Here is a 12,990-nt window from a genome sequence, read left to right as displayed (position 1 = left end):
CATGGAACGAATCAATAATGCCTTTAACAAGGTGACCAATACAAATAAATTTCGAATGCAATATGAAGACTTGAAAAAAGAAGTGCTTAGTGATGAGCAAATTCGTCTTTTTCTGAATGAAAACAGCTCGCAAATTTCAGAAGAAATGCTAGATAAGAGCTTGATGAAGCTGTATGAATTTACCTCCCAAAGTAAGCAGTGTCAAAATTGCCCTAGCTTAGGCGGGTGTGTGAATCTATTGCAAGGTTTTCACCCGAAGCTTGTTATTCGGAGAAATATGATTGATCTAAATTATGAGGATTGTCCACGTAAGGTCATGGATGATAAAAAACGAAAACTAGAGAAGTTGATTCAAAGTCTCTATGTTCCCAAAGACATTCTTTCAGCAACGATGGAAGATTTTTATCGCAGTGATGCATCTGAGAACAGAATTGATGCGGTGGAGAAAGTGGTGGCTTTTATTTCGAATTATAAGCCGGGAGAAAAGCGGAAAAGCTTGTATTTGTACGGGGAATTTGGAGTTGGAAAAACGTATCTTCTTGGCGCGATTGCAAATGAACTTGCCAAGAAGGAGATTTCTTCATTACTCGTTTATGTTCCAGATTTTTTAAGAGAATTGAAAGGATCATTTACGGACAATACGTTTAATGACAAAATTGATATGGCCAAAAAAGCGCCAGTCCTTATGTTTGATGATATTGGCTCAGAGTCCATGACAAGCTGGGGGAGAGATGAGGTAATCGGGCCTATTTTGCAATTCAGAATGCTTGAGAACTTGCCGACCTTTTTTACGTCAAATTTTAGCTTTACGGAAATGCAGACACATCTTACGTTCTCACAGCGAGGTGAGAAGGAGGAAGTCAAAGCAGCTAGAGTCATGGAACGAATTAAATATTTAGCAGAACCATTTTTATTAAAAGGAAAAAACAGAAGACATTGATTCTGTATGAAGAGGCTGTCCCATAACGAAAAAGTCAGACCTAATCTCCAATATATCGTTTATTTGACATGTAAATGACGCAATAAACGGGTATAGAGTTTTTAGGTCACTTTTTGGGGCAACCTCTTTTTTGTGTGAGGACATGGGAACGGGGCTTCGCGATTTACTAATCTAGACAATCTATTTGGCAGATATACGAACTTTATTAAGAAAGTACTTCCGCACCGCCACCATTGTGATTAGGTGAGTGTAGCGTGCTACAGGATTAATCTTTCATGGTAAATGGTGGCGTTTTAACGCCATTCGGGTTTTGTATGCAAAATCACTTGATTTTCCGTTAAGGTTCACTTCTAAAAATGGGCTTATCCCATATACATAGAAACAAAGCGTTTCGTATAGGGGGGGTATCGTTGGTACATATTTATTTTCCAGATGATATAGAGGCACGTAAATGGCTCCAATTCGTATCTGTCCACCCTTTAGGGGCAGAACTGCATTCATATATACAATTTGTTTCGGAAGAAGGAATCTTCATTACGGTAGAAGAGCGGCATTTGAACGATGTTCACCGGTTATTAAGTGATGTGTTTTACACGTTTTTAGTAGAAGAAAAGTTAAGGGATGGCCTTGAGCAAGCGATTCGTGAGAAATTTTTATTTGAGGAACAGGAAGAAGTGGAGGCAATTCTCGACATTGCCGCTTCCATTGTTGAAGGTGAGATGAAGTTGGGTTCAAGTAATGGGTTTGAGGAAGCGGAAGCCGCGATTGCCGAATCTATTCAGGTTGTACTAACTGAAGAGAAATCCTTTTCGTTTGAATCGATTGCGACGTTTCGCTTAAAGGGCTTTTTTGAATCTTTGGAGCATTATGCAGGCCTTGCGATTGATGAGTATAAACTTGAACAAGATTATCAAAATTTTATTGCTACATTACGTGACTTCCTTAATAAGCGCCAGACTCAATTACGAACGATCCATTTAGTGCATCAAGAAAGCTTTTCTTTTTTTGATGAATCTTTTCAGAAATTGGAAAAGGAAGACCTCACGAGAATGATGGATCGAAGACTATTGGGAGGGTATCCGATTTATATTGATTCAACAGCACTCGCACCGCTTATTTCGATTGCGCCAGAGCGATTATATGTATATACCGATGATGCGGAAGATGGACTTATTCAAACGATTCGTCGTGTATTTGAAGAGCGGACTATTATTCGGCCAATCCAGTCTTTCTCAAGAACGCTTATTTAAATTTAAGAAACTTCATGATTAATTTTTTGCAGTCCTTGATTTTCTTTGAATAACCCGATATAATTTCCTACATACTAACATTTATTATAATGAAAAGTAATGACGAGGACATGGGTATTCTTATATTTCGGTTATCAGAGAGGGAACGCAAAGCTGAGAGCTTCCCAGCACGAACAGAACACTTACCACCTCTAAACTTCAGTTAGGAACGCGTATAAACGCAACTATTAGCTGACGGGAAGCTGCCGTTACCAAGCAACGAGTGTCATTTTGCCGGAATAAGCAAAGTGAAACGAGGGTGGAACCGCGGGTTAAATAATAATTATTAAGCTCGTCCCTGTTTTATACAGGGGCGGGCTTTTTTGTGTTTTCCGCAAAATATCACACAATTAGAAGGAGTGAACGAGCATGTCAGAAGTAGTGAAAATAACTTTCCCAGACGGAGCCGTGAAGGAGTTTGCCAAAGGTACAACAACAGATGATATCGCAGCATCCATCAGTCCAGGGTTAAGAAAAAAGGCAATCGCAGGCAAATATAATGGTGAAATGTATGACTTAAAACGTCCAATTGAAGCAGATGGTTCGATTGCGATTATTACCCAAGACAGTGAGGAAGCGTTAGAAGTTCTTCGTCACAGTACAGCTCACTTAATGGCGCAGGCGATTAAACGTCTATACAAAAACGCTAAATTCGGTGTTGGTCCAGTTATCGAAGGTGGATTCTACTATGATGTTGATCTTGAAGAATCCTTAACACCAGAAGACCTGCCGTTAATTGAAAAAGAAATGAAGAAAATTGTCAATGAAAATCTTGAAGTCACTCGTGTTGAAGTGAGCCGTGATGAAGCTATTTCACGTTTTAAAGGAATTGGTGATGAGTATAAATTGGAGTTGATTGATGCTATTCCAGTTGATCAACAAGTAACCATTTATGAGCAAGGTGATTTCTTCGATCTATGCCGTGGAATTCATGTACCGTCAACAGGGAAGATTAAAGAATTCAAATTATTAAGTATTGCAGGCGCTTATTGGCGAGGAAACAGCGACAACAAAATGCTCCAACGTATTTACGGAACCGCCTTCTTCAAAAAAGAAGACTTGGCTGAACATCTACGTTTACTTGAAGAAGCAAAAGAACGTGACCACCGTAAGATAGGAAAAGAATTAAGCCTCTTCACAAGTAACCAATTGGTCGGACAGGGACTGCCGTTATGGCTTCCAAAAGGTGCTACGATTCGTCGAGTGATCGAACGATATATTGTCGATAAAGAACAACGTCTTGGCTATGATCATGTGTATACTCCAGTCATGGGAAGTGTCGATCTTTACAAAACGTCCGGACACTGGGAACACTACCAAGATGACATGTTCCCTGTCATGGATATGGATAATGAACAGCTTGTCTTACGTCCGATGAACTGTCCGCACCATATGATGATTTATAAAAATAGCATCCATAGCTATCGTGAACTTCCGATCCGAATTGCTGAGCTTGGTACACAGCACCGTTATGAAATGTCTGGAGCTCTATCAGGTCTACAGCGTGTTCGAGGAATGACATTAAATGATGCGCATATTTTCGTTCGTCCTGATCAAATTAAAGAAGAATTTAAACGTGTAGTCAACTTAATTCTTGAAGTGTACAAAGATTTTAATCTGAACGATTATTCCTTCCGTCTTTCATATCGTGATCCACAAGATACAGAGAAGTACTTTGATGACGATGCAATGTGGGAAAAAGCACAAAGTATGCTGAAGGAAGCGATGGATGATCTTGGTCTTGATTATTATGAAGCAGAAGGCGAAGCAGCATTCTACGGTCCTAAGCTTGATGTTCAAGTACGTACTGCGCTAGGTAAAGATGAAACATTGTCAACTGTTCAATTAGACTTCTTGTTACCTGAACGCTTTGATTTAAACTATGTTGGTGAAGATGGGAAACAACATCGCCCAGTTGTTATTCACCGTGGTGTAGTATCCACAATGGAACGCTTTGTTGCATTCTTAATTGAAGAATATAAAGGGGCTTTCCCAACATGGCTGTCGCCGGTTCAAGCACAGGTGATCCCAGTTTCTCCTGACGTACATCTTGATTATGCAAAAGAAATTCAGGATAAGCTAAAAGCAGAAGGAATCCGTGTCAACCTCGATACACGTGATGAGAAAATTGGCTACAAAATCCGTGAAGCACAAATGCAAAAAATTCCATATATGCTCGTGGTTGGTGATAATGAAGTTAAAGAAAACAGCGTAAATGTTCGTAAATATGGCGAACAAAAATCCGAAACGATATCATTCGAAGACTTCGTGAAAGCCATTAAAGCCGAAGTGAATCGCTAATTAAACCGGGATTAAGCAACTAGGTCAGATTTCGTCCTCATGAAAGAGGTACGGGTCTGACCTGTTTATGTTTCTTTTTTTTGATGCAAATTATTTGTGTAGCCGCCACTTATGGACTACTATGTAGGTTACGATAAGGTGTACAAGGAGTTGTTTGTGTGAATCAAAAGAAGAAATTCATCACTCTCTTTGGACCTGCATTCCTTGCAACGATTATTTTGTTACTGCTTCCGGATTATAGGCAGTGGGCCATTATTCCAGTTATGTTGTTTTGGGTTGTCTTTTTTGTGTGGGAATCGATAGATAAGAAAAAAGCCAAGAACATAAATGAATAAAATTAGCAGGAAATCCTTGGAATAGGTCCGCCAGTGGGGTTTGACCCTTTGTTTTAAGTGGCAACAATCTTTCAGTCTTAAAAAAAAATCAAAGAAATGTATTGCAAAATTATTGGGAATTTGATAAGATAATTTTTGTTGTTACAAAAACAATTTAAGCATTTGACAAATCATCAGTGTTTATGTTATATTTTCTAAGGTAATTTGAATACGTGTTTGAGTAAAAGAAGAAGCACCCGCTTCTCACCTGATTGACGCAGTATGCTGTCGATAGGTCATGATTTGATTATTTGGATTTATTCTACTTAGTCTATCAGTGTGGGTGTTATTGCATCCGCACTTTTTTGTTTGTTCAATAAAGCAAATACAAATCATGGGGTGAAAGGATCACCTAAAACGTGTGTATTCTTTCTTTTAGCCCAAACGATTGTATTCGCTAAATATCCTTGGAGGTGGCTAACTATTAGTAAAGACGCGATGGTAAACGAGGGCATCCGCGCCCGTGAAGTTCGACTTATCGACCAAAACGGAGAGCAGCTTGGAATTAAAACAAAATTCGAAGCGATGGAAATTGCCGCTCGTGTAAATCTTGATTTAGTTTTAGTTGCTGCGAATGCAAAGCCTCCTGTAGCCCGAATTATGGACTACGGAAAACACCGCTTCGAGCAACAAAAGAAAGAAAAAGAAGCTCGTAAAAATCAAAAGGTCATTAGCTTGAAAGAGGTTCGTCTGAGCCCAACAATTGATGAACATGATTTTAACACAAAGCTTCGAAATGCAATTAAATTCCTTGAAAAAGGCGATAAAGTAAAAGCCTCTATCCGTTTTAAAGGACGCGCAATTACCCATAAGGAAATTGGACAACGTGTATTGGATCGTTTCTCTGCAGCTTGCAAAGAAGTTGCTACCATTGAATCGCATCCAAAAATGGACGGACGAAGCATGTTCTTAGTTTTAGCACCAAAAATCGAAAAGTAACTGTAATGAGGAGGAATACCTTATGCCTAAAATGAAAACTCACCGCGGATCTGCAAAGCGTTTCAAGAAAACTGGATCCGGCAAGCTTAAGCGTTCACACGCTTACACAAGCCATTTATTTGCTAACAAATCTACTAAAGCTAAACGTAAACTACGTAAAGCTGGCCTTGTAAGTAAAGGTGACTTCAAACGTATTCGTCATATGCTAGACAATATTAAATAAGTTCGATTTATCGAGTTAAATAGGAGGGAAATAACATGCCACGTGTAAAAGGCGGTACTGTTACTCGCAAACGTCGTAAAAAGGTAATAAAATTAGCTAAAGGTTACTATGGCGCAAAACATATTTTGTTCAAAGTAGCTAATCAACAAGTTATGAAGTCAGGAAACTATGCTTTCCGTGACCGTCGTAACAAAAAACGTGATTTCCGTAGATTATGGATTACACGTATCAACGCTGCTGCTCGCATCAACGGTCTTTCTTACAGCCGTTTAATGCATGGTCTAAAGCTTGCTGGTATCGAAGTGAACCGCAAAATGCTTGCTGACTTAGCAGTTGCTGACGACAAAGCATTTGCTCAATTTGCAGACGCTGCAAAACAACATTTAAACAAATAAGATCAATTTGATCTAAAACAGCCATTCTCGGACTTCGAGAGTGGCTTTTGTTTTAGGTAGGGAGGAGACTGAAATGGGGATAACACTACTTACCATTTATTTGGTGGCAATCAATGTGGCAGCATATAATATAATGGGGAGTGACAAGAAAAAAGCTCGAAACCATGAGTATCGTATCAGCGAACGAACGTTGTGGTTGTTCGCTTTTTTTGGAGGCGCAACAGGTGGTTACATAGGGATGAAACATTTCCATCATAAAACGAAGCATGTTTCTTTTAAAAGGGGTTTTCCGACTTTAATGATTATTCAAGTGGCGATTCTAGCTTACTGGATTTTCAGATAAAATCTAATAGTGCGTGTTCAAAAAAGAGGATAAAAAGAGTCGAGAAGTTCGAGGAGCGATCGTCTCAGACCTTTAGTGTATACAGTAATACGTGAGGGCCGGACTTGTACAGGGCGTGCGCGATTTTAACAGAAGGTCATTCATGAGCTTTGATGCAATTCGCAAGCTTTTTACGGGACTTTTTGAACATCCCCTAATAAGAGGGCAATATGAATTGTCATATGTTGAGAAGGAAACGTATATGCTTGTAAGAGCAGGACGAAGCAGCAGAGAGGGGATTCCCATTATGAATCAAGAACTCGTTATGCTCGTGAGCATTATTCAGTCAGGGACGGTATTTGCGCCAGTGACCTTTATTCTATTTCATGTAGCAAGGCAGGTCTTATTTATTCCCGTTGCGGTCGTTTGTATGACGGGCGGGTTATTATTCGGTCCGCTTGCCGGGACGATTTATTCAATCATTGGTCTCACGTTATCTAGTCTTGTTTTTTACGGAATAAGCCGCAAAGTTCCGAAGTTGACGGAACGCTTGTTTAAAATGAAAAATAAACTGTTTGGTCACCGAAAACTCAATGTCAAACAAATCACTGTGCTTCGTCTTATCCCTTTTGTCCATTATCATATGCTTTCTCTTTGCTTAATGGAAGTGAAGAAAGGATGGAGAGCGTATGCATCTGCCTCCTTTACAACCAATATCCCACTCGCCTTTTTCTATACAGTGTTCGGTCATTATATACGTGCATTCAGTCCGACACTCATTGTCCTTATCCTATGTTCATTCACGTTATTGGTCTATTTAATGAGAGAAAAACAAACAGTGATTAAGTGGCATGAGTTTTTTCAAGTAGAAAACTAAAAATGCCAAGGCAAATTCTAATGGATATACTTATGGGATGAAAAACACTCGTTTCAGCAGAGATTAAATGGGGGAATAGTAATAATCGAAAATCGCAACAAAGAATGAGATTGGGGAAATCTCCACAGTGTTATATGTAAAATGATACCCTCTATTATAGAGGGTATCATTTTACATAAAAACACTATATTTTTCCACAAACGGGCCATTTAATGAAATAAAACTCTTGAACAAAAAATAGATAATTATGTTAATATTAGTGTGAAAATGTGAAGAAATGTACTTAAACTAAAGGAGCAGGTGTGCGGCCGAGCCTAGGTCGTATCATATAACGGGTGGGATTCCCGTCGAGTAAGAATTAGCCATTCGCTCGTAGCGAGTCTTGGAGGGCTAAAGGTAACTTTAGTCCTTAAGCGTAGACAGTTAGGTGGCGGGCCGAAAGCCAAAAGGTTGAAGGGATTGAGCTCCATAATGTTAGTGAATCGAGAGGGCTGATGCCTTACCTGCAGCAGAAAGCTACATTTTATCCTTTGTTAAAAGGCAAGAAGGATAAAACCTCTCTGGAGTCAGAGACCTTGGCACGTTACACATTGATATGATACGGCAACTCGGGAGACCCTACCGGTCTTTTCTTCCTTTTAGAAGAGTATGGTGTACAAGCGATAATAAGCAAGGAAACCAAATGCCGATGTAGGGAGTCGGATAGCAGCGTAGTACCAATGAAGTTGGGTAATGCCGATGGAGGAAAGGCTAGCTACCAGTTATCACCCTTATTAGGGACACATTTACTACACACAGAGGTAGGTATAATAAATGGAAACAAAACTACTAAGGATAGCAGAATTAGCAAAATCTGATCCTAAAATGAAATTTACATCTCTTGCACATCTTTTAAATAAGGAAGCATTAGTTCAATGTCATCATGAACTTCCCAATAAGAGGGCAACTGGGATCAACGGTACAACTAAAGAGCAATACGGTGAAAGTTTAGAAGAAAACATAGAGGATTTAATAAGTAGGCTTAAAAGCAAAAGTTACCGTCCTGTTCCAGTAAGGAGAATGTACATTCCAAAGCTCAATTCAAACAAGAAAAGACCATTGGGAATACCTGAACATGAAGATAAAATTGTTCAAAAAGGCATTACAAAGATACTTAATACCATTTATGAAAATGACTTTCTAGATTGTTCATTTGGATTCCGTTCAAATAGGAGTTGCCATGATGCTTTGAAAATACTGAACCACTATATTGAAAAGAGGTCAGTAAATTATGTAGTAGATGTAGATATTAAAGGATTCTTCGACAACGTTGACCACATATGGATAATGGAGTTCTTAAAACTGCGAATCTCTGACCCTAACTTACTAAGAATGATTGGTAGGTTTCTTAAAGGTGGATATATGGAGGAAGGTAAGAAACACAGAACAGATAATGGTACACCGCAAGGTGGAGTGATATCTCCGGTATTAGCCAATGTGTATCTTCATTATGTCCTCGACCTTTGGTTTGAGAAAAGGGTAAGAAAACAGTGCAAAGGACAAGCATACATAGTGAGATATGCAGATGATTTTGTCTGTTGTTTTCAATATAAGAGCGAAGCTCAGGAATTCTTCCAATCATTAAAACTTAGATTAAAGAAGTTTAAACTAGAGATAGCTGAGGATAAAACTAAAATTATTCCCTTCGGGAGGTTTGCGGAGAAAGATGCGAAACAAAAGGGAAATAGAAAACCAGCAACCTTTGATTTCCTAGGTTTTACACACTATTGTGGGAAGAGTAAACAGGGAAATTTTCGAGTGAAAAGGAAATCAAGCAGGAAGAAAGTCCAAGGCAAACTTAAGGAATCAAAAGAATGGTTGAAGAATAATAGAAATAAAGATATTCATATGATTATGGATAGATTTAAACGCTCACTAATAGGTTATTACAACTATTACTGCATCACAGATAACATCCAAAGTGTAAACAAATTCAAAGACAAAATCGGATACATACTGTATAAATGGCTCAACAGAAGAAGTCAAAGGAAATCCTTTACATGGGATAAATTCAGACTATTTCTTGATAAATATCCACTACCTTCACCAAGAGTTAAGGTCAATATATATGACTTAAGAAAAGAGATTAGCTACATTTTGTGAATGATAACTAGGAGGAGCCGTGTGCGTGAATAGCGCAAGCACGGTTCTGTGAGGGGGGAGGAACACAATCTACCGAAAGGTAGAAAGGTTCCCTTCTACTCGACTAGTTGAAGAGTGTTGTTTAACTTGTGTTCAACAATCGGGCCAAATAAGTTAAGAAGGTTGACTCATTATAATTAAAGGGGATATGCACTAATGAAAAATATTTTTAATCATATGCATACAGCAGAAGTTTTAAAGCGTATTGACAAATTGAGTCCAAATTCACAACCGAAATGGGGAAAAATGGATGTCGCTCAAATGCTAGCGCATTGTTCATCTTTCCAAGACATTGCAATGGGAAATTCTTTTCCACCAAGGAGTTGGTTAGGAATAATAGTAGGGAGGTTTGCAAAACAAATCATTTACAATGACAAGACGTTGCCCCATAATATGTCTACTATTCCAACCATTTTGATTGCAGATGATAGAGAATTTGACACAGAAAAAGAAAAGCTTAAACAAAAAATTATCACATTCCAAAATAACGGACCAGAGAAGTGCACAACTCATCCACATCCTTTTTTTGGGAAACTCACTTCTGAGCAATGGGGTAAAGGAATATACAAGCACCTTGACCATCATTTTAAACAGTTTGAAGTTTAAATATTGAAAAACAAAATGAAACGATGTGCATCGTTAGTTGAAGAAAGTATCTACCATGAAAATAAACTTCTGTAACTTAGGGGAAAAGGGCACACTAAAGAAGAAGCAGCTTATTCATTTTAAAAAAAGAGGAGAGCGCCTAAATAATTGGTTTTATTGAAGATAAACGGACTGGATTAAGATGCTTCAGGTTCTTTTAATGTAACTGTGTATCCTAAACTTTCAAGTCTTCGTAGGGAATGCCGAATAATTGATTGCTCTTTCTGCTTATCAAAGTAGTCTTCGCCTAAATCTACATACATTTCTTTCCGAGCTAAGAGATAATAGGAGATGCGTAAGATGGCATGAGCGACGACAATACCTGCTCGTTTCTTACCTTTTCGTGATGCTGTACGGTCTATACAGTGCCCCGAGATAGTTTTTAGATTCTCTTACAGAATGAGCTGCTTCTGTTAATGCGGATCTCAAATACTTGTTTCCTTTTTTTGTTTTAGCTGATTTCCTTTTTCCCGCACTTTCGTTATGCCCAGGAACTAGTCCTGCCCAAGAACACATATGAGCTGCACTTGGGAATTGTTTCTTAATATCAGTCCCGATTTCAGATGAGATTTGTTCAGCCATTCTTGTAGCTATGCCAGAAATAGAATCTAGTCGTTCGATATCTTCTTGATATTTACTCACTCTTTTTTCCACTTCTTCATCTAGCATCTCCATTTGTTCAGTCAAAAAATCAATGTGCTTTAAAATGGTTTTCAACATTAAACGTTGATGTGGATTGATAGATCCTTTTAGAGCTAGCGCAAGTTCATCTTTCTTTTTTTTCATTGTACGTCGAGCGAAGTTTGCTAGTTTTTCAGGATCTTCTTCACCTTCGGCAATAGCGTCAAGCATATTCCGAGCTGAAACGCCCATAATATCTGAAACAGCAGAGCCCAACTTAATATTCGCTCCTTCTAACACCTTTTGGATCCGAGTATGTTGTCTGGCACGCTCTTCAATGATACTTCGACGATAGCGAACAAGTTCACGTAATTCCCGTTGATTTCGGTCTGGAATGAAACTAGCTTTGAGTAGCCCATGACGAAGAAGTTTAGCAATCCATTCTGCATCCTTAACATCTGTTTTACGTCCTGGGACTGCCTTCATATGTTGGGCATTCACAACTAGGAACTCAATAACTTCAGTCTCTAGTAAATTTACAATAGGTTTCCAGTAAACACTCGTGCTCTCCATGGCAACGTGGGTACATCTATGTTGTTTAATCCAGTCAACCAACTGTATTAGAAAAACAGTTTCAGTTGAAAACGTTTGAATCACCTTTCCTTCTGGTGTCATAATACATGCAGTAATATTGTCCTTATGAACATCCATACCACATGCTCTTTCAATGACTACATCCATTGAAAACATCCTCTCCTCGGCTCTCATTATTATTGGAGGCTGGTGCAGCAATCAGAATAGAATTAATCTACCATGTGTGCTTCCCGTGAGGGAGCGACAGTCAGTGGTGCACCGTGATCGTTGGAGTCAGACTAACGGATGGGTTCTAACGCACCAAGGTTCATCGATCTTCCTCTCCAGCCGTAGAATCAGTATTGACGGTTTTCCACCATTTTCATTCTCTGTGGTGTAGCGCTGATTTTTGCGCTACATGGATGGCTAACGAGGGCTTTTCTTGAAGATCATTGAGTTGCATATGTAGCTCTTTTTTATTTATTGAACTAACCAAGCAGATTAGTTGAATAAGAATAAGTTGCGGTATGCATGAAGAAAATAATTTCTGTAACACCAATACTATAAATGAAAATAATTCTATATTTGTCATAGAAATAATTAGTGGTTTTCTTTTTAACGAACAACTTGACACAATATTATATTAAAGGATATTATAGATAGGTAAAGTCTATGAAGGAAGTGCTATTATGAAATTTACAAAAGCTACGAATTATGCTCTGCATACTATGCTCACACTTGTCACTGCTTCTCCAGCAAAACCTATTGGCGTTCAGCAATTAGCAGAATCCCAAGGTGTTTCTCCGACCTATCTTTCTAAAATTTTAACTAAGCTAGTGAAGGCTGAGATGATTGAATCAATTTCAGGAGCCCATGGAGGGTATCGTCTATCACAAAAAAAAGATGATATTACATTTTTAGATATTATTCATGCTATTGAAGGCACCGCCTCATTATTTGAATGTAATTTTGTCCACGGGGATGAATGTTCGATTCAAGCTGTTATGACGGAAGCGGAAGGGAAAATGCAGAGTCATCTTAGAAATACTAAATTGGCGGATTTGGTCCAAAAGCAACCATAAGATCTAATTAAGCCAATTAATGATGAAAGGAGGGGTTTGGACCGTTACATAGATAGTTTTTTTGCATTAATAATAGATATAAAGAGTCTTTAATATCTGTTAAGGAGATATGTACTTATTCAAGGTGTAATAAAGAGTACGGGAGAAAAAAGAAGGCAACTGATAAAATAGGTTTGTCTTAAACTCACGTTTTAGGAGAATTATTTTGTATTCAAAGGACGAATTTTA

Annotated in this window: 12 protein-coding genes, 1 pseudogene and 1 other annotated feature; of the genes and pseudogenes, 12 read left to right on the top strand and 1 reads right to left on the bottom strand. The window is 38.5% G+C overall.

The window, feature by feature from the left end; all coding sequences use genetic code 11:
• The first annotated feature begins 1 nt into the window (after position 1).
• The 11 genes from dnaI to AC625_RS17980 all read left to right on the top strand — a co-directional run bounded on the left by dnaI (position 2) and on the right by AC625_RS17980 (position 10,447).
• Positions 2-940: a primosomal protein DnaI gene (gene dnaI, locus AC625_RS18025; RefSeq protein WP_049682550.1), complete on the top strand. Its 939-nt coding sequence runs from the start codon at positions 2-4 to the stop codon at positions 938-940.
• 410 nt (positions 941-1,350) lie between these two features.
• The gene (ytxC, locus tag AC625_RS18020; protein WP_049682549.1) at positions 1,351-2,190 is read left to right on the top strand and encodes a sporulation protein YtxC; all 840 of its coding nucleotides are present in this window, start codon (positions 1,351-1,353) and stop codon (positions 2,188-2,190) included.
• Positions 2,191-2,598: 408 nt separating this feature from the next.
• On the top strand, positions 2,599-4,530 hold the full coding sequence (thrS, locus tag AC625_RS18015; protein ID WP_049682548.1) for a threonine--tRNA ligase: 1,932 nt from the start codon (positions 2,599-2,601) through the stop codon (positions 4,528-4,530).
• 158 nt (positions 4,531-4,688) lie between these two features.
• Positions 4,689-4,865 (top strand): hypothetical protein, encoded by a 177-nt coding sequence (locus tag AC625_RS26945; RefSeq protein WP_156187581.1) that lies wholly within the window; start codon positions 4,689-4,691, stop codon positions 4,863-4,865.
• A 218-nt stretch (positions 4,866-5,083) separates the two neighbouring features.
• Positions 5,084-5,217 (top strand) — a sequence feature (ribosomal protein L20 leader region).
• Positions 5,218-5,342: 125 nt separating this feature from the next.
• Complete coding sequence (infC, locus tag AC625_RS18010) at positions 5,343-5,843, top strand: translation initiation factor IF-3 (RefSeq protein ID WP_049682547.1); 501 nt, start codon at positions 5,343-5,345, stop codon at positions 5,841-5,843.
• Positions 5,844-5,865: 22 nt separating this feature from the next.
• A complete protein-coding gene (rpmI, locus tag AC625_RS18005; RefSeq protein WP_049682546.1) occupies positions 5,866-6,066 on the top strand; it encodes a 50S ribosomal protein L35 in 201 nt (66 codons plus the stop codon).
• A 35-nt stretch (positions 6,067-6,101) separates the two neighbouring features.
• Complete coding sequence (gene rplT / locus AC625_RS18000; RefSeq protein WP_049682545.1) at positions 6,102-6,461, top strand: 50S ribosomal protein L20; 360 nt, start codon at positions 6,102-6,104, stop codon at positions 6,459-6,461.
• 73 nt (positions 6,462-6,534) lie between these two features.
• On the top strand, positions 6,535-6,804 hold the full coding sequence (locus AC625_RS17995) for a DUF1294 domain-containing protein (protein ID WP_049682544.1): 270 nt from the start codon (positions 6,535-6,537) through the stop codon (positions 6,802-6,804).
• Between the two features lie 142 nt (positions 6,805-6,946).
• The gene (locus AC625_RS17990; protein WP_342671001.1) at positions 6,947-7,660 is read left to right on the top strand and encodes a TVP38/TMEM64 family protein; all 714 of its coding nucleotides are present in this window, start codon (positions 6,947-6,949) and stop codon (positions 7,658-7,660) included.
• Positions 7,661-8,473: 813 nt separating this feature from the next.
• Positions 8,474-9,802 carry a group II intron reverse transcriptase/maturase gene (gene ltrA, locus AC625_RS17985; RefSeq protein ID WP_049681440.1) on the top strand — a complete coding sequence of 443 codons (1,329 nt, stop codon included), beginning with the start codon at positions 8,474-8,476 and terminating at the stop codon, positions 9,800-9,802.
• Between the two features lie 195 nt (positions 9,803-9,997).
• Positions 9,998-10,447 (top strand): DUF1569 domain-containing protein, encoded by a 450-nt coding sequence (locus AC625_RS17980; RefSeq protein WP_049682543.1) that lies wholly within the window; start codon positions 9,998-10,000, stop codon positions 10,445-10,447.
• Positions 10,448-10,623: 176 nt separating this feature from the next.
• On the opposite strand, the pseudogene AC625_RS17975 reads toward AC625_RS17980, so the two are convergent.
• Positions 10,624-11,848, bottom strand: a pseudogene (locus AC625_RS17975) (IS110 family RNA-guided transposase).
• Positions 11,849-12,369: 521 nt separating this feature from the next.
• Here AC625_RS17975 and AC625_RS17970 point away from each other — a divergent pair.
• Complete coding sequence (locus AC625_RS17970; RefSeq protein ID WP_049682542.1) at positions 12,370-12,762, top strand: Rrf2 family transcriptional regulator; 393 nt, start codon at positions 12,370-12,372, stop codon at positions 12,760-12,762.
• Positions 12,763-12,990 lie beyond the last annotated feature (228 nt).

Source organism: Peribacillus loiseleuriae (assembly GCF_001183985.1).
Taxonomy (GTDB): Bacteria; Bacillota; Bacilli; order Bacillales; family DSM-1321; genus Peribacillus; species Peribacillus loiseleuriae.
Note: the sequence above shows the minus strand (reverse complement) of the source record. Positions and strands in the feature narration are given on the sequence as shown.